Raw genomic sequence first — 21336 nt, forward strand, 5'->3', positions numbered from 1 at the left:
CCTTTATTAAATATCTAAGTTTAAGTGTGGTTTATGATCTAAATGGTGATGCGTTTTAATGAATCGTACTGTTCTTGTTTTGTAACGCATTACGATAGAGTATGTTTCAGCTAAATCGCCGCCAAGGAATTTAACACCGTCTAATAACTCACCAGCAGATACACCAGTTGCTGAGAAGATTGCATCATCCCCAGATACTAAGTCATCTAACATAAGAAGTTGACGAGGGTCTTCTAATCCCATTTCACGACAACGAGCTTCTTCTTCTTCGTTCATTGGAACTAAGCGAGCTTGCATTTCACCTTCAAGGCACTTTAATGCTGCTGCAGAAATAACACCTTCTGGAGCTCCGCCAATACCTACGAATAAGTCGATACCCGTTCCAGGTAGTGCTGTTGCGATTGACGCACCAACATCACCGTCACCAAATAATTTTACGCGTGCACCTTTTGCACGAACACGGTCAATAATATCTTGATGACGTTCACGTTCTTGAACGATAACCGTTAGGTCACGAATCTTTTTATTGTTAGCTTCTGCTACAATTTCAATTGTTTTTTCAATTGGATCATCTAAGCTAATTTTACCAGCTGCTTTTGGACCAACCGCGATTTTTTCCATGTACATATCAGGAGCATGAAGAAGGTTCCCTTTGTCTGCGATTGCAATAACTGCCATTGCATTTGCAAGACCTTTTGCAACGATGTTTGTACCTTCTAATGGATCAACGGCGATGTCTACTTCCGGACCGTTACCTGTTCCTAGTTCTTCACCAATATACAACATCGGTGCTTCATCAAGTTCTCCTTCACCAATTACAACTGTACCTGCCATGTTTACTGAATCGAACATATCACGCATTGCTGTAGTTGCTGCATCATCTGCTTCATTTTTCTTTCCGCGGCCCATCCACTGTGCGGATGCTAAGGCTGCTGCTTCTGTTACACGGACAATTTCTAGTGCGAGTTCACGTTCCAAGATTCCATTCCTCCAATTTCAAAAATCATACAAATATAACTATAACAAATAACGGAGAAAAGGTGAATTCGAAAAATTGTCGATTTTTTCAGAAGAAAGCGTTACAATTAAAATGTAAATGCTTTAATTTCCAGGTAGGTGACATTCATGTATTTTGTAGACAGAAAGAAAATAGAACAAATGCTAGTATGTTTAGAACGAGCAACAAGTACATTTCAAGAGAAAAAGATATATGAAACCGAGTTTGAATTTTACGCATTAGAGCGCATAGCCCATCTTATTATTGATACTGTATTAGATGTAGGAAATGCGATGATCGATGGATTTATTATGCGCGATCCAGGAAGCTATGAAGATATTATTGATATTTTAATGGACGAGCGAGTGATAAGTGAAGAAGATGGCCAAGGGATGAAAGAAATTATCCTTCTTCGAAAAATGCTTACGCAAGATTATATTCAAATGAATCATGATGAATTATATAAGACGATTCAAAAACATATTGCAGTGGTGGAAAAGTACCCAGCAAATATTCGCAGTTATTTAGAAAAGGAATTAGGACCTGTATCTGCATTTGTACCAGAATAATTATGCTTATAAGATCCCCAGAGAATACCTTTTGGGGATCTTATATTGTATGTGAGAAAGAAAAGGGAGAAGGGTGAAGTATGGGGGAAGCACGTACTACGAAAGACGAGATTGTACAATTGTTGAAAGTAAAGGGAGAGCACACAGTAGCTGAACTAGCTGACGTTTTAGAGATTACAGAAATGGCAATCAGAAGACATTTAAGTAATCTTGAGAAAGATGGACTCATTTATTCTAAGATGGTAAGGCAACATGTCGGAAGACCAACTTATTTGTATGGATTAAGTGAAAAGGGAGAAGATACATTCCCGAAAGAGTATAAGCAATTTGCGATTGATATGCTAGAAGATTTAGCTCGAATGGGCGATGAAAAAATACTTCGTTACGTTTTAAAAGAGAGAACGAAGCGAATGGAAGAACAGTTGCAAAAGAGAGTAAGTAATCAAAAGAATTTAGCATATAAAGTGCAAGAGATAGCAGCTATGCAAGAGAAAAATGGTTATATGGTTCAAATAAAGAGAGATGGAGAGAACTCTTTCGTAATTGAAAAACAAAACTGTCCGTTAAAAGAAATTGCAGAGAGATTCCCACAAGTATGTGAAGATGAAAAAGAGATGTATAAGCGTTTATTTACGAACGCAGATGTGAAAACGCTAGCAAACATGTGCGAGGGCGATTGTAGTTGTTCTTACCAAATAAAAGAGAAAAAATGAACGTTATGGGGCGCTTTAAGGTAAAGCGTTTTTTTCTTTGGAAAAAGCGGGTAATATAAGAGTGGTATGATAGGTGAGAACGTTAGCATAGAAGGAGAGACATAATGATGTATAAAGGTTACTTAATTGACTTAGACGGTACGATGTATCGCGGAGAAGAACAAATTGAAGAAGCGAGCGACTTCGTAAAAGCTTTAGGAGAGCGCGGCATTCCTTATTTATTCGTTACGAATAACTCAACGCGTAAACCAGAACAAGTGGCAGAAAAACTTGTTCGTTTCGATATTCCAGCGAAAGCAGAGCAAGTATTCACAACGAGTATGGCGACTGCGAACTTCATTTATGAACGTAAACAAGATGCAACTGTATATATGATTGGTGAAGAAGGCTTACACGATGCACTTGTGGAAAAAGGATTTGAACTTGTGGATGAAAATCCTGATTTCGTTGTTGTTGGTTTAGATCGTGACATCACATATGAAAAGTTAGCAAAAGCGTGTCTTGCTGTGCGTAACGGTGCAACGTTTATTTCCACAAATGGGGACATTGCCATCCCAACTGAGCGCGGGTTATTACCAGGTAACGGTTCATTAACATCGGTTGTAGCAGTATCGACAGGTGTGGATCCAATCTTTATCGGAAAACCAGAATCAATCATTATGGAACAAGCTTTAAAAGTTCTTGGTATAGGAAAAGATGAAGCATTAATGGTTGGGGATAACTATGATACAGACATTTTAGCAGGAGTAAATGCTGGTATGCATACGCTTCTTGTCCACACTGGAGTCACAACTGTGGAGAAGTTAACAGAATACGAAGTTCAACCGACGCAAGTTGTGCATAACTTGACGGAGTGGATTGAGAAGATGTAATGAAAAAAGCTGTTCCAAACTTTGGAACAGCTTTTTTTATTTCGTTGTGACTAGTGTCGATTTTTGTCGGTAAGTCGATATATTTGAAAAATCGCCGATATAATCTGAGTTACGCCGATATATTTAGAAAATCGCTGATATAATCTGAGTTGCGCTGATATATTAAAAAAATCGCTGATATAATTTTATTAGAATGCACGATTCACAACGTCTTTTACTTCTTCAAGATATTGTTTACGCACATCATTATCCACAGAAGGGACACTTGTATAGAATGTATGCTCAAGTGTTTCAATACCTGTGAATTCAAAAATACCAACATCCGCTGTTTTCTTCATTGCATCAAACATGCCGCCTGCTGTGTATGCCTCTTTCGTATTGCCCATTGTAGATAATAACAATCCTTTTTTACCGCTTAATAACTTTTCAATGCCGTTTTCAACGTAAGCATAAGCAAATCCATGGCTAAACACACGGTCAACGTATCCTTTTAAAATAGCAGGAAGTCCCGCCCACCACACTGGATAAATGAATGTAATGCTATCAGCCCAAGAGATATGCTCTTGTTCTTCTTTAATATCTTCGGGTGTGTTTCCTTGAGAAAATGAGATGAAATCGGAAGCGCCTAATACTGGATTGAAGTTTAATTCGTATAGATCGCGAACGCGTACTTCATGACCTTTTTCTTCTAATTCACGTTTTACCGTTTCTAAAATCGCATGGTTGAAGCTTTCTGTATTTGGGTGTGCATAAACGATTACATGTTTCATTGTTCTTCCTCCTATTTGTGGATATGTGAATAGCTATTTGTATATCTGTAACTATTATGGTTACTGCTTTTATAGAAGTCAAGTAATACATATGTATGTATAAAAAGACGCTCGAAAATCGCCTTTTTATACCCCGCTCATACAAAGTACAAAGAAGACGAATAAAATGATAACAATACCAATGCCAAAGTTAAATACGAGAGTACTATCCATATATGTAGCCTCCTTGTTTGAAAGTAAAAAGCACTCTAGTTAAGAGTGCTTTTTTTATTTTGAATCTACTTTATAACTTTTAGAAAGTGATTCATGCGTGTAATGATTTACATTATTTTATGTATTTATACTTTGAAATGAGTAAGTCCTTGTTGGATATAGAAAAAAAGACACTCGTTCGAGTGTCTTTTAAGATGACAAAATGTGCCAATTGCTTGAGGTTGATAAGACGCTAATTTCCGTGTTAACGCCTTTTCTTTAATCAAGAAGTGTAGCAACAGCGATTCAAATAAATTGTACCATCTGTTTAATCGCGGTGCGTATGCAATTGTGCATATTATGATCATGAGGTAGGTAATGAACTGTGAATAATTTGAAGTGATTTATTTACGATTTCTTCTGCGGCATATATGCCGATTGCGTCTGTTTTTAAAATATGGGGTTGTAAGTTATCATGCATTGCCCCTAACTCACCATGAAGTGGTGCGAAGGCATGGTTCGCCTTTTCAAGCATGCATAAATCAAGTAAAGAATCCCCAGCTGTAATAATCGTATCTATTTGCAAAATTTCTTTTATATATTGCACGGCGTCCCATTTATTAATTGGTTTTGGTACAAAGTATAGCTTTCTACCTTGAAGTGAATGATTCCAGCCTTGTTTGTCTAACCAGGAAGTGAAGGATGATAATTCATCATAAGGAATGTTCTCCCGTTTAATAATGCAATAATGGAATAGATCATCAGCTGTTTTTTGTGATATAACCCAATCTTTATGAGCTATTTGTCCAAATTCCTTTAGTATGTCGTTTCTCTCTATACATTCAACCGATAGTCTTTCTTTTACTGTCCTGTTCCAAGTACCATCTTGTTTACCGTTATGAAGGATATTGCCGCCGTTACTTGTAATGGCGTATTCGGGAATGATTTCGTTTTGGAATAAAGCAATACGCTGAAACTGCTCAATAGTTCTTGTTGTAACTGGGATGAAATGTGAGTGCAGTTTTAATTTTTTTAGTAGTGAAATGGTTTTATGTGATATGAAAGAAATTTCTTTTCCATCTAAAGTTTCAATGAGTTGAATTGATTCATCTTCTATAGGGGCACGAAACGATTTCCGGGAATAAATAAGCGTTTGATCAAGATCACTGGCGAAAATCATATTGTTTCCTTCCTAAGAGGCTTAATGAGCCCGCAACATGAATAAGCCATATTCTCATAGATTTCAATAGGGACATTCTTTTCTTTAGCGAGAAGTAAAATATGCTTTAAATCGGGATTGTTTTGCTGGCGTATTAAAATTTTCCACGGTATTCTCCGGAGTAATACGCGAGTTGTTTCACCGACTCCTGGCTTAATTAAGTTAATATCGTCAATTTTAAAGTGATTTTGGATAGACTGTATATCTTTTAATCCTTGCCAAGATGGATCAGTGTAAGTTGAAGTAATATAACGTAATTGATTATCTATATGAGAATGAACAGAAGGGAATAAATCTGTTACCTCATCAACGAAGAAATTTGATAAGTCTTCTTGTTCTAGCTCTTTATAATATTTAACACCATGAAAATCATTTGGACCGATATAGGTGTCATTTAGTACAGTGCGGCTAATTAGTCCAGAGACTGTTGCATTTAAGCAAGCGCTAGGAATAAGAAAATCTTCACGTGTACCGTAAATTGAAGTACAGTAACCGGGATCAGCAAGCACAGCCATACAATGAGAAATGTGTGTATTATTTCGTTCGTTAAATGTGTGTACTGCATATTCTAATTCTTTTTTTATTGCACCTTTCCCAGTCCATCCATCAATGAATTGAATTGTTTCTTTAGGGTGATGTTCTAAAATATAATGGAGTGCATTTTCATCAATACCGCGTCCGCGAACAATTGAAATACAATAGTGAGGTACATCAAGGTTGTATTGATAGCGTATGTAGCGTTTGATAAGAATGCCAATAGGTGTACCAGCACGAGCTAATGAAACGAGGACAAGGTTAGTTCCTTTAGTTTGTATAATCTGTTCGGCGACAACTCCAACAGCGATGGCTAGTTTGTGTTTGTATTGTTGCAGGGAAGAAAAGAATAAATCCATATACGCTTTAGATGGCTTATATTCCATTGGTAACATTTCGGAATAATGTGTGCCAGCTTGAATTGCTTGTTCTCTAGTTTCCGTGGAACTTTCTTTCATTAAATCACTAATATCTTTTAATAGAAAAATAGCATCATTTGGATTGTAACTACTAATATGAGAATTTACTTTTACCATAATTATCAACCTTCCTTTTCTATACTATTTGAAAATGAGACGATATGAATAAAGGGAATAACTGTTTGTAACTGCTGTAGAAGAGGAAACAGGGCTTTTTCTCCTAAATCACGCTCAATAAAAACAAATACTTCATCGTAATCATGAGGTGAAATATTATAAAAGTAATTTGTAATAGTAGAATCTTCAGGACTTGGATATGAGAAATGATTATGAATGGCATAGTTCACATCATTTGAAACAGGATGGATAGGGCTTCTTGTTGTAGATTGATATAAAATATTTTCACCCATTTCAGCAGCAATTTTCATTGGGATATACATAAATTCACCCGTTCCGAGACAGAGTGTTCGTTTTCCAACTCTTTCTCTTTTTAAAGCTTTTCCTGCTTCTTGAGCGAAAGAATGAATGTGCTTTTGTTCATATGCTGAAATGCCAAATCGCCCAGTATATTTTATATAATTTGATGTATAGGGTGATTTTGGGCAGGTAAGGGTATGCTTTTTGAAATCAGGTTTTATTTCTTTAATTTGAATATCTGTTTTTGCAATATTTAATGGTTGGCCAGTTGTATGAATACTGCCTTCTAATAAAGAAATAACATGAATCTTAATTTGAAGTTCTTCTTCTAATTGTTTAAATTGTTTTCTATTAGTATGAGAACGCCAGTCTAATAAAGAAGCAATTATATATTCTCCTCTTGGGAATTTATTTTGAATAGATCTAATAATATTTAATGCTGTTTTTCCTGTTGTCATCTCATCATCTACGAGAACAATTGGATTGTTATTTTGAAAAAAGCTTTCATCTACATAACAACGGTGCGATGTTGCATGAGAATGTTCTTCCTCAAATGTAATGACAGATTCTAGGTGGGGTATCGATTCCCTAGTTGTATGCACATACTTTGCATTTTGAAAGCATTGAAACATAGAATGACCAAGTGCTGTCGCTGTTTCAGCGAATCCGATGAACAAAACTTCTTCTTGCAGAGGATATTGATAACGAAATACTTCCTCTGGGATTTCATCAATTTCTAATGAAATGAGATTTAAAATTTCTTTTTGAAATGGATGAGAAATATTATGTAGTATTTCCATATATCTTGCAGCGAGAGCAACTCCACTTGATAGGGAGACTGCAGGTTTAATAGGAAGATGCTTTCCAAGGATTGTACTCACAAATAAAAAACTACGTTTCTTATTTATTCTCGCAGCCATTTGAAAAAGCTTGTCTAGCGCTAAATTATATGGATTATCACGTACTTCTACATGGACTTGTATATTATTTAAAACGTTATACGTGTTGCTTTGCGTTTGTAATAAGGAGATCGGTGAATTGTTTGTTTTCATGTAGCACCCCGTAAATATTAGATTTTAAAATGGTTTTGCGAGCCCAGCCATAATGAGGTTTTACTTCATTCATTTTGTTAGAAAAACTGCTTTTTAGCACTCCATTATACGTATCTGCATTTTGTAAAATTGATCTCGCATCTAAATAATCTTCCATTGTGACAATGTGCATTGCCTGTACAACTTTAATATGAGATGGGTGAATAACTGTCTTTCCGATTAATCCATTTGCATGGTCGAGTGATACCTCTTGGATGAGCCCTTCTTCATAATCATTAGAAAAATATTCCCATACACATCCTGAAATAATATATTCATTTGTTGCCCTTGAGAAAACGTTAATAATGTCCGAAATACAATCACGAACAACAGTAATATGATAGATAGGTGTGTATTTATTACGCCGAATACTAAATATACTTGAAAAATCAGTAGCACCAATACGTACATTTAAGATGTAATCGTGATAAGAATCTAGTAAATCCTTTATTTGTAATAATGATTCTGCCCGTGTTTCCTTATACATAATTTCGGGGGATTCTAAAATCGGCATGCCATATAGCGATAATGAGTATACCTCGTTTATATATGCAAGCTGATCGATATAAGTCTTTCCGTTAATCGGTGTGAATTTTGGAAAGACAAAACCACATAAACAATGAACAGCACTACCTAATTCAGTAACAATTGTCTTCAGTTGACTTGGCTGTCGAACTCTAATAAAAAGAAGCGGGATGTCTGCTTGATTTAGTATGTTGGCACTGACTAAGTTAGCGATTTGCTGTATTTGAACGACGATGTTTTGCTCTGCAAGTTTTACTTCCTCATCGCTGATAGCGTCCTCTAGACAAAGAATAATTGAGGTAGCATCCACATGTTTCTTTCTAATTATATCTTCCGCAATCGTTTCTTTCGTGCCAGGAGTATATAGTGTGGCGCCTAGTGCGTAAGCTAGTTGTTCTTTCCCTATATTTTTTGAAAAACTAAGAGGTTCTTTATAGAAAAAATTTTGCCGTTCTTCTAAGGAGAGGTAAGAAAAGTAATTCAAATTGTCACCACCTTATTTGTAATGATTCTGTTTAATCGTAACATAATAAGAAAAATCTTCCATAAAAATGAAGCGATAAATTAAAAAATATATTGAGAAAGATGAATTATAAGATGAATATCGAATATTGTTAATAGAAATATAATAGGAGGAAAGAGAATGTGGATATACATAAGTTAACAGAGGAAGAAGCAAATGAGATAAATACGTGGACGTACGAGGAACCATATAGTTTATATAGTTTTTCAGGCGAGAAAGAAGTAATAGAAGAGCTATTAGATGGAACGTATTATGGCTGTTGTGATGATCAAGGAGAGTTCATCGGCTATTTTTGTTTTGGAGAAAATGCACAAGTACCAGGTGGCAGAGATGCTAATTTATATGGTGGAGAAGAAGCGATTGATATCGGACTTGGTATGAAGCCGGCGTTAACTGGGAAAGGAATGGGGAAAGAATTTTTCCAAGCTGGAATAGCGTTTGCCACGAAAGAGTTTAACGCAAACATGTTTCGATTAAGTGTAGCAACATTTAATACAAGAGCGATTACGTTATATAAAAATATCGGATTTAAGCAAGGGCTTATTTTTTTGAGCCGCGGAAGAGAATTTATGCTTATGGAATACGAAAGACCGTCAGCATGAAACTGACGGCCTAGAAAACATTATTATTCTGAGTGCTCAGCTCGGTGCGCTAAACGACTTGATGCAGCGGCAGCGATTCCGCCAACGATATCATCAAGGAACGTGTGCACCTTTCCAGTTGATTTATCATTTAAGTATTCTAAAATACCAGGTTTTAATTTATCAATATATCCAAAGTTTGTGAAACCGATAGAGCCGTACACGTTCACGATAGAAAGTGCGATAACTTCATCAATTCCGTATAAGCCTTCATCACGTTTTACAATATCTTGTAACGGTTCACTTAGCATTCCCTTTTCAGCAAGGACATCAAGTTCGATACCTGTAATCAGTGCGTTTTGTACTTCACGTTTTGATAGTACACGTTCTACATTGTAACGGCATTCTGACATCTCTAAATTTGGATGGTATTTTTTTTGAAGAAAATGAACAAGTTCAGCAATATCGTCAATTGTTACACCGCGTTCTTGTAATAGTTGTAATGCTCTTTCTTGTAGTTGATTTGATTCTTTCATGTTTATCACCTTTTTTTCTTTTTAGTATTTGTATACGTTTCGTTGCTTTATCATGTGCATAGGAATGAAAGGCGAGCACAAGCTCATATATATAAAGAAAAACCATAGGTGGCGACTGCGATGATTCAGCATATTTATGAGCATTATCACATGCATGTTAAAGAATTAATCCCCCTTGGCCCCTATAAAAGCTTTTGGATTCGCAACAAAATTTATGTACTTGTTCCAATTGGAGAAATGGAGGAAGAAGTACTTGTAGAGATGAAAAAGCTCAGTGATTATATGAACCAGCAAGGGGATATAACTGTAGCGACTTTCGTTCCGACTATACACGGCTACTATGTAAGTGAGATAGAAGAACAAAATTATTGCTTATTAAAAGGTATGCGCACGTTAGAACGACATGCTATGTCATTAGGAAATGAACTTTCTATATTCCATAAACGAGGTGCATTCTTTCCAGAAGAAATCGAGCAATTAAGCCGCATTGGTGAATGGAAAGCGTTATGGGAAAAGAGACTCGATCAGTTAGAAAAGTTTTGGCAATCGCAAGTGATGAACCACCCTACAGACGTATTCGATCAATTGTTTATTGAATCCTTCCCGTATTACTTAGGAGTTGCAGAAAATGCCATTCAATATGTTGTTGATACAGAAATGGATGATACGCCGCAACTAACGGATGCAGCGACAATTTGCCAAGAACGATTCACACCTTTATTATGGCATCAAACGAAGCGTCTCAAACTCCCTTTTGATTGGGTGTATGATCACCCAACTCGAGATATAGCAGAATGGATTCGCTATATGATGATTGAAAAAAAGAAAGACTGGGATCAAACAATCGTTCAATTTGTTACAGATTATGAACGAAATTACTCGCTGTCCTCATTTGGTTGGCGCTTATTATTTGCAAGGCTCCTGTTCCCGCTTCACTATTTTGAAACGGTCGAACGATATTACCAAACTGGAAACGAAGAACAAAAAAGCATATATAGAGATCGCTTAGAAGCCATTTTACACGATGTGAACCGCTCAGAGCAATTTATGAAGCATTTTTATGGCTCACTTCGTTTACCAGTAGATAAGCTCGGGATTAGAAAATTAGATTGGCTATCTTAAAAATATAAAAAAGAGACCGAGTGAGGTCTCTTTTTTATATACCACAATTTTATGTAATACATTATGCCCCTACCTGCTGATCTGTACATATATTTAAAACGAATTGATGCCTTTCGAGCTTTTCATTTACTTTACCTAATAATTCTTGCTGGATTTCTTTAAATAAAAATTGATAGCTTGTATTCCATGTTGGTATAACGGATGAAAGGCCTAATAAATACTCTTTTTTCTTTTCTAGTTCTTGAATTGTTACAAAAGTGTTCCCCATTTTTGGCATTTGTCGTCCCCCTATGTTTTTTTACTGTATATGTGTGAACGATTCACTATATAGTATTAATTATCGCATTTTTTGAGAGGGATTTCCAATTTTGTTTTATGATGTTAACGGATAAATGTGATTTGAATAAAAAAAGGAGACCAAATTTGGTCTCCTTTTAGAAGGCGATTCTGAACGAGCCGCTTCCGCTTTTAGATTAATATCTAGCTCCAGCGGCTAGAACAGTCGGCCATTTCGCGCCTTCCTGTGAGGCAAAAAGCGCCTCTTCGTCAGGAGCTCCAATGACCTCCTGTTCTGAACGAGCCGCTTCCGCTTTTAATTAAAATACTTGTTCTACTTCGATAACGCCTGGTACTTCTTCAAGTAACGCGCGCTCGATACCAGCTTTTAGTGTGATTGTAGAACTTGGGCAGCTTCCGCATGCACCCATAAGGCGTAGTTTTACGATACCTTCTTCAATGTCTACTAATTCAACGTCTCCGCCATCGCGAAGTAAGAATGGACGTAATTTATCTAATACTTCTAATACTTGTTCTTGCATATGTGGGTTTTCCATTTTTATCGACTCCTTTCATCAGTTTTATTATAATCAAGATAGAGGGGAAAATCTATTTTTTCTCTTCTTGTTTTATTGTCGAAATATTGTATCGTGTTTTTTCAGTATAGGGGTATGGGATAAGATTGTAAAATGATGTGCTTATGTAATAAGACATCTGAATATACTGTTGGAACAAGAAGTGGGGGAGAAGAAATGGTTAATGTTCAAGTGTATGGGACGAAAGTAATTTGTGCGAGCTGCGTCGGAATGCCATCTTCAACAGAAACGTTTGAATGGTTACAAGCGGCAATTGGTCGTAAATATGAAGGACAAGAAAATAAATTTAATTTCGAGTATATTGATTTCCAAGAAGAACAAGAAGATGCAGATAAAAAAGCATTCGCAGAGCGCGTAGTGGAAGAAGATTTATTTTATCCGGTCGTTCTTGTAAATGGAGAAATTGTTGGAGAAGGAAATCCTCGTTTGAAGGATGTTTATGAAGAAATCGAGAAATATTTATAAAACAAGAAGTCTTTGCGAATTTGCAAAGGCTTTTTTTATTGGAGGGATAGATATGAAAAATGGAGTGAAGCATGCGTTACCAACGGAAGTACAACAGTTAATGGAGCGGTACACAGTAGAATTAAAAGAAATTTTTTTAGATGAAAAAATAGTAGGGGTATATATTTACGGCTCCATCGCACTTGGTGCATTTTATGCAGAAACGAGCGATGTTGATTTTGTTACAGTGATAAGTGATTCCGTGAATGAAGCCGAAAAACAGCAGCTTGTGGAACTACATAAGAAACTTAGTGATAATACGCTAGGTAAAAGAATGGACGGTATGTATATTCCGCTTGCTGACTTAGGGAAATACAATGATGAAATGAACGAGTACGTGTATTGTGCAGATGGTAAAGCTAATGTTGGTCATTGGGACATTAATGCGGTCACATGGTGGACGTTGAAAAATCAAGGCATTACAGTTACAGGAAAAGAAGCAGAAGATCTTCCGCTGCAAATACAATGGAATGATGTAGTAAATACGATGAAATACAACGTAGAACAGTACTGGAGTGAAAAGGTGAAGAAGCCATATTTATTTTTTATAGAAGAGTGGGTAGAATCAGCTGTCGTTACGATGGGACGCATTTTATATACACTAGATTATAAAACAATCGTTTCAAAAGATAGAGGATTGCAATACTTGTCAGAACGTTCAGCGGAAGAATGGGAGCTCTTATTAAAAGAAGTAGCGAGAATACGGCACAATCCAAAAGAAAAGCGAATGCTCTCAAGGTGGAGAAGAGCAGATATGACGAAGAGGTACTTACTGCATTTAATTGAGACGTGTAGAGAGAAATGGTAGGGAAGAAAATGGACAATACAGTGGGGTGTATTGTCTTTTTTTATGTTGAATTTGGTATATAATGGTTTAAAAGGTTTAATTATACTGGAGGGGATAGGATGAATATAGAATTAGCTACATATGAAGAAAAGAATGAACAAATGAGTATGCGCCAAGTAATTAGCATTCTAGTAATTATTTTTGGGGTCATGCATGGAATTGGTTTTTTGAACCTTTTATATGATTCTTCCTTATATCCATGGTATGTAGATCATCTTATTCCACCTTTCACGTTTTGTATGATTATCGTAATGTATGCACCGGCAAGAAATTGCTGCTTACATTTAATAAAATCATTACAATTCAATAATTTTAAACACTATGTAATGATAGTAATGACAGCGATTGTAATGCTTATATATCTTGCAATATTAAATTTAGTTTTACCACATGGGATTGGTGTGGACGAGTCTAGTATAGTAATAAAGCCTACTAAAAGTGAAATCATTTTATACGTAGTTGTGCTCACCATTTTTGCACCGATTTGGGAAGAACTTTTATTTCGGGGGATGTTTTTTACGAAATTATCCCAGCGCTTTACTGCACTTACTAGTGCCGTTATAAGTGCTTTCATATTTACTTTTGGCCATCCCCTTACAGTAGGTAGTATTTTATATATTTTTGGTATGGGTATATGTTTAGCATACACATATAAGAAAACGAAGAATTTACTCGTTCCAATTGGGATTCATTTATTAAATAATTCGTTTTATTTATTATTGAATTTTCAACTATAAAAAGACGCCTTTTTGAAAAGGGCGTCTTTCGTATTTTGTAGTAAGTAGAAAGGGCTTTACACTCATTGTGTAGAGGCAAGGTAATACAAAATATAAATAGTTTCATGTGAAACATTTTTATTATCAAATATACAAAATGATTAACTTAGTGTATTAAACGTATCATTCATAAGTATTCTAATATATTTAAAAGTAAAATGAAATAAGAAACGGATAATTGTCGGAATATATTCGATTTCCGTTCATTTTTATGAAATATGTGTACTTTTTGTTAGATTCCTTTATTTTGTGCATATACAATAAATGTATATAGAAATAAGAAAAGGATGATGTACGTGAAGGACACTGTTTTACAAGAAACGATTTCTCCACAAGAATTACATAAAGTTGTTCAAAAGAATACAGCTTATTATGATTTTAAGTGGGGTAAAGTAGAAAACCCTGCGCAAGGGAATACGTGGAATTGGGTAGCCTTTTTCTTCCCAACCTTTTGGTTAGCTTATCGTAAAATGTATAAGTTATTTATTATATTTGCGTTATTGGCTATACCTAGTATAGTTATAACCCCTTTTATAGATATTCCAGAGGGGATTTATGTAACATTTAGTTTAGCTCTTCAATTAGGAATGATGATATTTACTGGATGGCAAGGAAACCGTTTATATTATAAGCATGCTGTTCGTGTTTTTCGTAAGGGAGAAGATGCGTCTGATCATGAGAAGGCGTATTTCTTACAATCAAAGGGCGGCGTTAGTGTAGCTGGTATGATTGGTTTACAAGTTATAGTCGGGATTGTGTTTGGCGGAGCTATGCTCGGACTTTCTCTTTTACCAACTGAGCCGAATATTAAAAACGTTGTTCGTTCAACTGGTGAAGGGGTTACTTTAGAGATTATGACTGATAATCCAACCTGGAAGTTTGTGAAGAAAGAAAAAGATTATGATGTAGTAGAGTTTACTGGTTATGATTATACAGAGAAGAAAAACGTGAAAATTAAATTTGCTGTTTATTTCGATGAAGATTATTTCGAGTGGCAAGAGGTATATGAAAATAATAAGAAGTTAAGTGAAGAAGAAGTAGAAGAATATCAAATTTACATTGAAGAAAATAATTGGGGTTTCTAGAGGGAACTCGTTCATTTTGAAAAGAAGAATCTTGTGAAGGTTCTTCTTTTATTTATTAGGGGAAGAGAAATAATTTCAGCATTAATAGAAGCTCTAATAGGATCTATTAGTTTAAGTACGGGTTTACACACGAAAAAGATTGATGCTAACATACTTTACTTGCAGCAGTATGAATGGTTTCGAATCATATATGAAGACGAAAAGTATCGAAATTTATTTATTACGAACTACAAAGTTCGCTCATATTTACAAAGTAAGTTAAGAGTTCGATTGCTCGTAAAAAGTAAAAATGCACAACGAAGATTTTTAAAATTAGTAGAAGAACAAATAGAAAAAAGGCATACGAATTGAAATTTTGTAAAATACAATAAAAAATGAGAATTTGAGGTAGGCTTGTCAATAACGTGAGACTATGGCACTATAAAGAAATGCTATACAAATTTTATTTATCGAGATGTAAACATCAATTTTGATTTTTACGTATAAATAATGAACGGAGGAAATGAATTTATGGCTACTTTACCAAATTGTCCAAAATGTAATTCAGAATATACGTATGAGGATGGCGTTCTTTTCGTATGTCCAGAATGTGCTCATGAGTGGGGCCAAGACGCAGAAGCTGAAAATAATGATGGTGCAAAAGTTGTAAAAGATGCGAACGGAAACGTTCTTCAAGATGGCGATGCAGTTACTGTTATTAAAGACTTAAAAGTAAAAGGAACTTCTTCAGTTGTGAAGATCGGTACGAAAGTAAAAAGTATCCGTCTAGTTGATGGCGATCACGATATCGATTGCAAAATCGACGGTTTCGGAGCTATGAAGTTAAAATCACAGTTCGTTAAGAAGGCGTAAGACAATAAAAAGAGGGGGCGAATAGCCTCCTCTTTTTATTATGTCACTTTTTGTCGGTAAATCGATATTTCGTACAAAATCGTTGATATATTCTGAGTTATGATAGATATATTTGAAAAATCGTTGATATATTGCAAGTTATGATAGATATATTGAAAAAATCGTTAATATAATTTCATTCATCGTGAACTACGCACGATTCACCGTGCACCATAGTCAATTTCTTTCAATTGACATCGCTTATTAAAGAACGTTTTATATCCAAGCTGTAAAAAGATAATGACAGCAAAGGCAGTACTTCCAGAAATACCGAGTATGATGGCGATTTGATATTGAATGGCTGTGAATGGTGATACACCGGATAATATTTGACCAGTCATCATGCCTGGTAAGCTTATAATTCCCATTCCGACCATAGAATTAATTGTTGGTAAAATAGCAGAGTCAAAAGCATCTCGAATGAGCGGAGCAGCTGCTTCTTTCGGTGTTGCGCCGAGCATAAGTGCACCTTCAATTTGACCTCTTTGCGATTTCATATTGTTTAAGAACGTATTTGCGCCGAGAGAAACACCAGTCATGGCATTCCCAACTAACATTCCTGTAATAGGGACGATATATTGCGGAGCATACCAAGGGTCATGACCGATAATAACGAAGATAAATAGTAGAAGTGGCCCAATTGATCCGGCGACCATGGAAAGGGCGGCTACTCGTTTTAATTCTTTAGACATCGGGATGTTAACTCGTTTATAAATATTAAAAATTGCAAAGGTAGTAATAGAAGTAATGAGAGCAATTGTATAAAATGGATTACTGTTTTCAAATACGTATGTAAGGACATATGCAACAAGTACGAGCTGAATGGTCATACGGAATGTTGCGAGCGCGATTTGTTTTTCGCGAGGTATTCCTTTTAATTTTACAAGTCCAATTAAAATAAGAATAAAAATATAGGCAGCTGCAAGTTGCCAAATTTGGAGTTCAATAACGCCCTTCAACAGAGAGCACTTCCTTTCTAGTTGCACCGTTTGCTTTACTAATCTCAATAATGTCGTCTGCAATTTCTTCTGGAAGTTGTTGTGAGTGTGTGATGAAGATAATTGTTTTTTTCTTTTTTCGTGCTAGTTCAGTAAATTGTTTCATAACGCGGCGTTCTGTATCACTGTCTAATGCTGAAGTTGGTTCATCTAATAAATAGACAGGCGGATCCATAAGTACGATACGTGCAAAGGCAAGTCTTTGTTTTTCACCGCCGGATAATGAGGAGGCGCTATCTTTTAATTGCTTGTCTAAGCTAACGGTTTGTAGTGCGCTCCGCAGGGCATCATCATTTGGAAATGGTTTTTCAGAAAGACGAAGTCCCATTAATAGATTTTCTTTAACGGTTCCATCAAAAAGAGGTGGAGTTTGCCCAAGCATAACTACGTCACGACGTAATTGAATAGGCGGATAATCAGAAATTAACTTTCCGTTATATTCAATTGTGCCGGATGTTGGAGATTGTAAATCGTTTAACATGCGAAGCAATGTGCTTTTTCCGCTTCCGCTTTCACCGATAATGCAAGTGATCTTTTCTTTTTGAATCTGTAAATAAGGAATGTGTAGTATATCTTTATATATAACGTCTTTTAATATAAACATAAATCGCTCCTTTCTGATTCTAGTTATATCGTATCAAAAAAGAGGGGGAAATGGTTATAACGAACAACGTTTTTTCTTCGTCTTGAGTTTTATTAATAAGTTAAGTAAACGATCTAATTCTTGGCTGAAAGAAATCACTTTATCATGAGTGAATCCGTATCGTTCAACGAGATAGATTAACTCTTTCTTTTTCGCTTCTATTCGATTGTTTAGTTTCGATAAGTTCATAAGTGGAATGTAATGCCTCCTACAAAAGTATTTATAACATAAAAAATAAGACCGAATGAATTCGGTCTTCAAGGAAATAATAAAACAACTTACAAATAGCATACACTGTTTATCAATAGTTTTTAATATAAAAATGAAAAATAAATCATTATACATATTGAGAAAGATGTGTCTGATAATTTTTAAAAACTGATGCAAAGAAGCTGACTACATAGTAGACAGCCTGTAAAGTATTAACCTTTATGATATTTGTACATCCAAAGAAGGCCGGATTTTAATAATCTTGGTACACGTCCCATTAACGGTTGATTTGCGAGTAAACCGAATCCATGTTTCTTACCAAGAGATCCTAGAACACCTTTTAATTTAATAACAGGTAGTTCATCAGGGAGTGGTTCATTATTCCAACGTTTTAATAATATTTGGACAATTTGTTCTCCTTGACCTTCAGCAAGTTGGGCAGATGGTGCATGTGGAAGTGCTGCGCAATCTCCTACAACGTAAACGTGCTTGTTGTTTGGAATATTGTGATATTTCGTTAAGACAACCCGTCCGCTACCATCTTGTTCAACTGGAAGGTTTCGAACAACTTCATTTGCTTGAATACCAGCTGTCCAGACAATTGCATCACATTCAAGTGGTTCATCGTGATTATACACAATATTTGGTTCCACTTTTGTAATGTTAGAGTTTCTTATAATATTAACTTTATGTTTTACGAACCATTCTTCTACGTATCTACTTAATTTCTCTGGATACGGGAATAAAATTCTATCTTTTCTATCAAATAAATAGATTTTTAAATCAGAACGGCTTTCGCGAAGTTCACTTGCAACTTCTACACCACTTAAGCCAGCACCAACGACAGCTACTGTTGCATTTGGTTCTAGACTATTTAATTGTTCATATGTTTTACGTGTTTGTTCAATTGATTGTAGACTATGTGTATATTCCTTCGCCCCAGGAACGTTATGATATTTATCTTCACAGCCAAGTCCGATAATTAAATCATCATATTGGATTGCTTCGCCGCCATCGAGATGAACCGCTTTTTCTTCGAGATCAATATTTGTTATTGTGCCGTATTGAATATTGAGGCGTGGGTGCTCAGGAAACGGTATACGAATATGCGTTTCTGAAATAGTACCCGCAACTAATGCATAATATTCAGTTTTGAAGCAATGATATGGTACTTTGTCGATTAATGTCACTTGTACATCATCTGGAAGTTGGTTGCTTGGAAGTAGCCTTTGTAGAATTCTCATTCCACCGTAGCCGCCACCTAGTATTACGAGGTGTTTCATGATGGATTACCCCTTTTCTGTTGAAATATCCCCTAATCATAAAATTTTATATTAATAAAATATTTTGACTTTACTCAATCAAATTATATCGAATTTGTGAACAAATAACAATGCATGAATGAATACTCTGTTGTACAATAAGAAGAAAAGTAAAGTAAACTGTTTTGCCTTTTTAGTTACTATTTCATTGCAAGTAGCATGTTATATAAAATAAAATCATCTACTTTGAAGTGAAATAGTGAAGTAACTAAATAGTTTAGGATATATAACGAAAACAACAAGAGACAGCTTAGTTTTCTTCTTATAGATGAAGTCAGAAGGTAATTTGTTTTGTAGTACAGGGGGGAGAATTTTGATTAAACCATTAATTGAATTTTGTGTAGGTAACCTTGCAAGTGGTTCACAAGCAGCTCTAGAAAAGTTAGAAAAAGATCCAAATTTAGATGTAATGGAGTATGGTTGTTTAGGATATTGTGGTATTTGTTTTGAAGGACCGTTTGCACTTGTAAATGGTGAAGTTGTACAAGGTGCAACAGTAGAAGAGCTTGTTAATAATGTATATGAGTATTTGGATGAAAATCCAATGTTTTAAGGTGTTGCGAATGAGCAACGCCTTTTTCATTTTATTTTAGATAAAACGTTATTTTGGAGGGTAGTTTAATACTATAGATAAATAAAAAAAGGCCCTTTTTAGAAGGGCTTTTTTCTTACACAATTTGTGTAAGAGTGGCTCATCGCCAAACGTTGTTAAATATGAGAAACGGGGGACATTCATATTGTGTTCTAAAAGCATGCATTCTATACTTAAAATAACAAATTATTTTTGGAGTGAATACAAATGAGCCAATTTTCTTTTACAAAAATGCATGGTCTTGGCAATAGTTATATATATGTAAATATGTTTGAAGAGCAAATTCCTGAAGAAGATTTAGCTCTTGTGGCGGAAAAGGTTTCAAATATTAATACTGGTATTGGAGCAGACGGAATGATTTTAATTTGTCCGTCTGATGTAGCTCCGGTGAAAATGCGTATGTTTAATAATGACGGATCAGAAGGAAAGAGCTGTGGTAATGGTTTGCGCTGCGTAGCGAAATATGCGTATGAGCATAAACTAGTAGAAGAAACAGTTTTCACAATTGAAACGTTAGCTGGTATTGTAACGGCTGAAGTAACAGTAGAAGATGGTTTCGTGACATTAGCGAAAATTGATATGGGAGCACCGCGTCTAACACGTGCAGAAATACCGATGCTCGGTGAAGGTGAAACACCATTTATTCGTGAAAACTTCTTATATAATAATCATCGTTATGCATTTACGGCTGTTTCAATGGGGAACCCGCACGCGGTTATTTTTGTTGAGGATGTAGAGAAGGCACCTCTTACAACACTTGGTCCAGTTCTTGAGACACATGAAATGTTCCCAGAGCGAGTGAATGTTGAATTTATCGAGATTTTAAACGATGAAGAAATGAATTTCCGCGTTTGGGAACGTGGTTCAGGTGTAACGCAAGCTTGCGGAACAGGGGCATGCGCTGCCGTTGTAGCTGCTATTTTGAATGGGAAGATGGAACGTGGTAAAGAAATTACCGTTCATTTAGCTGGCGGCGATTTAATGATTGCGTGGACAGAAGAAGGAAACGTGTTAATGAAAGGACCTGCGGAAGTAATTTGCCGCGGAGTGTATGAGTACAAGATAGAAGCGTAAAGATGTATAATAGAATGAGAACAGAAAGGATGGTGTATTTCATGATTGAAGTAACAGAACAGGCAGCTTTTCAAATTAAAGATATGTTAAAAGATGCTGAAGATGGAGAGAAGTACGTGCGCCTTGCTGTACATGGCGGCGGATGTACTGGCCTTTCTTACGGCTTAGGATTTGAAGTAGAACCAAAAGAAGACGACACAGTTCTTGAGTTTTTCGGTGTTGAATTTGTTATCGATACAGAAAGTGCTCCAATTGTTAAAGGAGTAAAAATTGATTATAAACAATCTATGCTTGGTGGCGGATTCACAATCGACAATCCAAACGCAATCGCATCATGCGGATGTGGATCATCTTTCCGTACAGCGACGAATGCTGGTAAGCCAGAAGAGTGCTAAGTTTTTAGCCGAAATAGAAAAAGACCTTTTTAGCGATGGAATAAAAT

General features: G+C 35.7%; 27 protein-coding genes. 14 read left to right on the plus strand and 13 right to left on the minus strand.

Annotation, left to right across the window (positions count from 1 at the left end; genetic code table 11):
- Nucleotides 1–6: 6 nt before the first annotated feature.
- Nucleotides 7–978, minus strand: coding sequence for a class II fructose-bisphosphatase (glpX, locus tag ACO6VI_RS12125; protein ID WP_000439090.1), 972 nt, complete (start codon nt 976–978; stop codon nt 7–9).
- 147 nt (nt 979–1125) lie between these two features.
- Here glpX and ACO6VI_RS12130 point away from each other — a divergent pair, with 147 nt between their 5' ends.
- From ACO6VI_RS12130 to ACO6VI_RS12140, 3 genes are all read left to right on the plus strand, one after another.
- Nucleotides 1126–1566, plus strand: coding sequence for a DUF86 domain-containing protein (locus ACO6VI_RS12130; RefSeq protein ID WP_000274010.1), 441 nt, complete (start codon nt 1126–1128; stop codon nt 1564–1566).
- 80 nt (nt 1567–1646) lie between these two features.
- Nucleotides 1647–2279, plus strand: a complete 633-nt coding sequence (locus ACO6VI_RS12135) for a helix-turn-helix transcriptional regulator (RefSeq protein WP_000503347.1) — start codon at nt 1647–1649, stop codon at nt 2277–2279.
- Between the two features lie 107 nt (nt 2280–2386).
- The gene (locus tag ACO6VI_RS12140; RefSeq protein ID WP_000276470.1) at nt 2387–3151 is read left to right on the plus strand and encodes a TIGR01457 family HAD-type hydrolase; all 765 of its coding nucleotides are present in this window, start codon (nt 2387–2389) and stop codon (nt 3149–3151) included.
- Nucleotides 3152–3339: 188 nt separating this feature from the next.
- Here ACO6VI_RS12140 and ACO6VI_RS12145 read toward each other — a convergent pair whose 3' ends face one another.
- From ACO6VI_RS12145 to ACO6VI_RS12165, 5 genes are all read right to left on the minus strand, one after another.
- A complete protein-coding gene (locus ACO6VI_RS12145; protein ID WP_023523340.1) occupies nt 3340–3921 on the minus strand; it encodes an NAD(P)H-dependent oxidoreductase in 582 nt (193 codons plus the stop codon).
- A gap of 556 nt (nt 3922–4477) precedes the next feature.
- Nucleotides 4478–5293 (minus strand): HAD family hydrolase, encoded by an 816-nt coding sequence (locus ACO6VI_RS12150; protein WP_161520111.1) that lies wholly within the window; start codon nt 5291–5293, stop codon nt 4478–4480.
- Nucleotides 5290–6402 (minus strand): cysteine protease StiP family protein, encoded by a 1113-nt coding sequence (locus tag ACO6VI_RS12155; protein WP_000241506.1) that lies wholly within the window; start codon nt 6400–6402, stop codon nt 5290–5292. The genes ACO6VI_RS12150 and ACO6VI_RS12155 overlap by 4 nt, the downstream gene beginning before the upstream one ends.
- 5 nt (nt 6403–6407) lie before the next feature.
- Complete coding sequence (locus ACO6VI_RS12160; RefSeq protein ID WP_069356409.1) at nt 6408–7754, minus strand: phosphoribosyltransferase family protein; 1347 nt, start codon at nt 7752–7754, stop codon at nt 6408–6410.
- Nucleotides 7699–8802 carry an HpcH/HpaI aldolase/citrate lyase family protein gene (locus ACO6VI_RS12165; protein WP_078994155.1) on the minus strand — a complete coding sequence of 368 codons (1104 nt, stop codon included), beginning with the start codon at nt 8800–8802 and terminating at the stop codon, nt 7699–7701. Before ACO6VI_RS12165 ends, ACO6VI_RS12160 begins: the two co-directional genes overlap by 56 nt.
- Nucleotides 8803–8963: 161 nt before the next feature.
- Here ACO6VI_RS12165 and ACO6VI_RS12170 point away from each other — a divergent pair, with 161 nt between their 5' ends.
- Complete coding sequence (locus ACO6VI_RS12170; protein WP_000351152.1) at nt 8964–9443, plus strand: GNAT family N-acetyltransferase; 480 nt, start codon at nt 8964–8966, stop codon at nt 9441–9443.
- Between the two features lie 23 nt (nt 9444–9466).
- Here ACO6VI_RS12170 and ACO6VI_RS12175 read toward each other — a convergent pair whose 3' ends face one another.
- Nucleotides 9467–9958 carry a phosphatidylglycerophosphatase A gene (locus ACO6VI_RS12175; RefSeq protein WP_000665103.1) on the minus strand — a complete coding sequence of 164 codons (492 nt, stop codon included), beginning with the start codon at nt 9956–9958 and terminating at the stop codon, nt 9467–9469.
- A gap of 120 nt (nt 9959–10078) precedes the next feature.
- Here ACO6VI_RS12175 and yutH point away from each other — a divergent pair, with 120 nt between their 5' ends.
- Nucleotides 10079–11080 (plus strand): spore coat putative kinase YutH, encoded by a 1002-nt coding sequence (gene yutH / locus ACO6VI_RS12180; protein ID WP_000614216.1) that lies wholly within the window; start codon nt 10079–10081, stop codon nt 11078–11080.
- Nucleotides 11081–11141: 61 nt separating this feature from the next.
- Here yutH and ACO6VI_RS12185 read toward each other — a convergent pair whose 3' ends face one another.
- Nucleotides 11142–11357, minus strand: a complete 216-nt coding sequence (locus ACO6VI_RS12185) for a hypothetical protein (protein WP_001125507.1) — start codon at nt 11355–11357, stop codon at nt 11142–11144.
- Between the two features lie 319 nt (nt 11358–11676).
- Nucleotides 11677–11913: a NifU family protein gene (locus ACO6VI_RS12190; RefSeq protein WP_000431159.1), complete on the minus strand. Its 237-nt coding sequence runs from the start codon at nt 11911–11913 to the stop codon at nt 11677–11679.
- Between the two features lie 195 nt (nt 11914–12108).
- Here ACO6VI_RS12190 and ACO6VI_RS12195 point away from each other — a divergent pair, with 195 nt between their 5' ends.
- The 6 genes from ACO6VI_RS12195 to phnA all read left to right on the plus strand — a co-directional run bounded on the left by ACO6VI_RS12195 (nt 12109) and on the right by phnA (nt 16016).
- Nucleotides 12109–12417 (plus strand): YuzD family protein, encoded by a 309-nt coding sequence (locus ACO6VI_RS12195; protein ID WP_000248588.1) that lies wholly within the window; start codon nt 12109–12111, stop codon nt 12415–12417.
- Between the two features lie 52 nt (nt 12418–12469).
- Entirely contained in the window at nt 12470–13264 is a 795-nt protein-coding gene (locus ACO6VI_RS12200; RefSeq protein WP_003272363.1) for a nucleotidyltransferase domain-containing protein, read from the plus strand.
- Nucleotides 13265–13362: 98 nt separating this feature from the next.
- The gene (locus ACO6VI_RS12205) at nt 13363–14040 is read left to right on the plus strand and encodes a CPBP family intramembrane glutamic endopeptidase (protein WP_161520110.1); all 678 of its coding nucleotides are present in this window, start codon (nt 13363–13365) and stop codon (nt 14038–14040) included.
- Between the two features lie 326 nt (nt 14041–14366).
- Nucleotides 14367–15164 carry a DUF2628 domain-containing protein gene (locus ACO6VI_RS12210; RefSeq protein ID WP_003272364.1) on the plus strand — a complete coding sequence of 266 codons (798 nt, stop codon included), beginning with the start codon at nt 14367–14369 and terminating at the stop codon, nt 15162–15164.
- Nucleotides 15165–15233: 69 nt separating this feature from the next.
- Nucleotides 15234–15515: a hypothetical protein gene (locus tag ACO6VI_RS12215; RefSeq protein WP_024927875.1), complete on the plus strand. Its 282-nt coding sequence runs from the start codon at nt 15234–15236 to the stop codon at nt 15513–15515.
- A gap of 159 nt (nt 15516–15674) precedes the next feature.
- A complete protein-coding gene (gene phnA, locus ACO6VI_RS12220; RefSeq protein WP_000212735.1) occupies nt 15675–16016 on the plus strand; it encodes an alkylphosphonate utilization operon protein PhnA in 342 nt (113 codons plus the stop codon).
- Between the two features lie 200 nt (nt 16017–16216).
- Here the strand turns inward: phnA and ACO6VI_RS12225 are convergent, their stop codons facing one another.
- The 4 genes from ACO6VI_RS12225 to ACO6VI_RS12240 form a co-directional block, all read right to left on the minus strand.
- Nucleotides 16217–17014 (minus strand): ABC transporter permease, encoded by a 798-nt coding sequence (locus ACO6VI_RS12225; protein WP_000679254.1) that lies wholly within the window; start codon nt 17012–17014, stop codon nt 16217–16219.
- Nucleotides 16998–17657, minus strand: coding sequence for an ABC transporter ATP-binding protein (locus ACO6VI_RS12230; protein WP_023523331.1), 660 nt, complete (start codon nt 17655–17657; stop codon nt 16998–17000). Before ACO6VI_RS12230 ends, ACO6VI_RS12225 begins: the two co-directional genes overlap by 17 nt.
- A 54-nt stretch (nt 17658–17711) precedes the next feature.
- Complete coding sequence (locus ACO6VI_RS12235; protein WP_001054089.1) at nt 17712–17885, minus strand: aspartyl-phosphate phosphatase Spo0E family protein; 174 nt, start codon at nt 17883–17885, stop codon at nt 17712–17714.
- A gap of 233 nt (nt 17886–18118) precedes the next feature.
- Complete coding sequence (locus tag ACO6VI_RS12240; protein ID WP_078994162.1) at nt 18119–19189, minus strand: NAD(P)/FAD-dependent oxidoreductase; 1071 nt, start codon at nt 19187–19189, stop codon at nt 18119–18121.
- A 352-nt stretch (nt 19190–19541) separates the two neighbouring features.
- Here ACO6VI_RS12240 and ACO6VI_RS12245 point away from each other — a divergent pair, with 352 nt between their 5' ends.
- The 3 genes from ACO6VI_RS12245 (at nt 19542) to ACO6VI_RS12255 (ending at nt 21289) form a co-directional block, all read left to right on the plus strand.
- Nucleotides 19542–19781, plus strand: coding sequence for a YuzB family protein (locus ACO6VI_RS12245; protein WP_000595026.1), 240 nt, complete (start codon nt 19542–19544; stop codon nt 19779–19781).
- Between the two features lie 246 nt (nt 19782–20027).
- Complete coding sequence (dapF, locus tag ACO6VI_RS12250; RefSeq protein WP_000077392.1) at nt 20028–20894, plus strand: diaminopimelate epimerase; 867 nt, start codon at nt 20028–20030, stop codon at nt 20892–20894.
- A 41-nt stretch (nt 20895–20935) separates the two neighbouring features.
- Nucleotides 20936–21289 (plus strand): HesB/IscA family protein, encoded by a 354-nt coding sequence (locus ACO6VI_RS12255; RefSeq protein WP_000573830.1) that lies wholly within the window; start codon nt 20936–20938, stop codon nt 21287–21289.
- Nucleotides 21290–21336: the final 47 nt, after the last annotated feature.

Origin of the sequence: Bacillus sp. PSXD-155 (assembly GCF_049310765.1) — a bacterium.
GTDB lineage: Bacteria > Bacillota > Bacilli > Bacillales > Bacillaceae_G > Bacillus_A > Bacillus_A cereus.

What these genes read in the sequence shown, in the direction of transcription:
- ACO6VI_RS12255 (WP_000573830.1), top strand. Translation starts at nt 20,936, where the DNA reads ATGATTGAAGTAACAGAACAGGCAGCTTTTCAAATTAAAGATATGTTA.
- dapF (WP_000077392.1), top strand. Translation starts at nt 20,028, where the DNA reads ATGAGCCAATTTTCTTTTACAAAAATGCATGGTCTTGGCAATAGTTAT.
- ACO6VI_RS12230 (WP_023523331.1), bottom strand. Translation starts at nt 17,657, where the DNA reads ATGTTTATATTAAAAGACGTTATATATAAAGATATACTACACATTCCT.
- ACO6VI_RS12150 (WP_161520111.1), bottom strand. Translation starts at nt 5,293, where the DNA reads ATGATTTTCGCCAGTGATCTTGATCAAACGCTTATTTATTCCCGGAAA.
- ACO6VI_RS12205 (WP_161520110.1), top strand. Translation starts at nt 13,363, where the DNA reads ATGAATATAGAATTAGCTACATATGAAGAAAAGAATGAACAAATGAGT.
- ACO6VI_RS12140 (WP_000276470.1), top strand. Translation starts at nt 2,387, where the DNA reads ATGTATAAAGGTTACTTAATTGACTTAGACGGTACGATGTATCGCGGA.
- yutH (WP_000614216.1), top strand. Translation starts at nt 10,079, where the DNA reads ATGATTCAGCATATTTATGAGCATTATCACATGCATGTTAAAGAATTA.
- ACO6VI_RS12135 (WP_000503347.1), top strand. Translation starts at nt 1,647, where the DNA reads ATGGGGGAAGCACGTACTACGAAAGACGAGATTGTACAATTGTTGAAA.
- ACO6VI_RS12200 (WP_003272363.1), top strand. Translation starts at nt 12,470, where the DNA reads ATGAAAAATGGAGTGAAGCATGCGTTACCAACGGAAGTACAACAGTTA.
- ACO6VI_RS12160 (WP_069356409.1), bottom strand. Translation starts at nt 7,754, where the DNA reads ATGAAAACAAACAATTCACCGATCTCCTTATTACAAACGCAAAGCAAC.
- phnA (WP_000212735.1), top strand. Translation starts at nt 15,675, where the DNA reads ATGGCTACTTTACCAAATTGTCCAAAATGTAATTCAGAATATACGTAT.
- ACO6VI_RS12235 (WP_001054089.1), bottom strand. Translation starts at nt 17,885, where the DNA reads ATGAACTTATCGAAACTAAACAATCGAATAGAAGCGAAAAAGAAAGAG.
- ACO6VI_RS12155 (WP_000241506.1), bottom strand. Translation starts at nt 6,402, where the DNA reads ATGGTAAAAGTAAATTCTCATATTAGTAGTTACAATCCAAATGATGCT.
- ACO6VI_RS12240 (WP_078994162.1), bottom strand. Translation starts at nt 19,189, where the DNA reads ATGAAACACCTCGTAATACTAGGTGGCGGCTACGGTGGAATGAGAATT.
- ACO6VI_RS12130 (WP_000274010.1), top strand. Translation starts at nt 1,126, where the DNA reads ATGTATTTTGTAGACAGAAAGAAAATAGAACAAATGCTAGTATGTTTA.
- ACO6VI_RS12145 (WP_023523340.1), bottom strand. Translation starts at nt 3,921, where the DNA reads ATGAAACATGTAATCGTTTATGCACACCCAAATACAGAAAGCTTCAAC.
- ACO6VI_RS12195 (WP_000248588.1), top strand. Translation starts at nt 12,109, where the DNA reads ATGGTTAATGTTCAAGTGTATGGGACGAAAGTAATTTGTGCGAGCTGC.
- ACO6VI_RS12175 (WP_000665103.1), bottom strand. Translation starts at nt 9,958, where the DNA reads ATGAAAGAATCAAATCAACTACAAGAAAGAGCATTACAACTATTACAA.
- ACO6VI_RS12185 (WP_001125507.1), bottom strand. Translation starts at nt 11,357, where the DNA reads ATGCCAAAAATGGGGAACACTTTTGTAACAATTCAAGAACTAGAAAAG.
- ACO6VI_RS12190 (WP_000431159.1), bottom strand. Translation starts at nt 11,913, where the DNA reads ATGGAAAACCCACATATGCAAGAACAAGTATTAGAAGTATTAGATAAA.
- ACO6VI_RS12210 (WP_003272364.1), top strand. Translation starts at nt 14,367, where the DNA reads ATGATGTACGTGAAGGACACTGTTTTACAAGAAACGATTTCTCCACAA.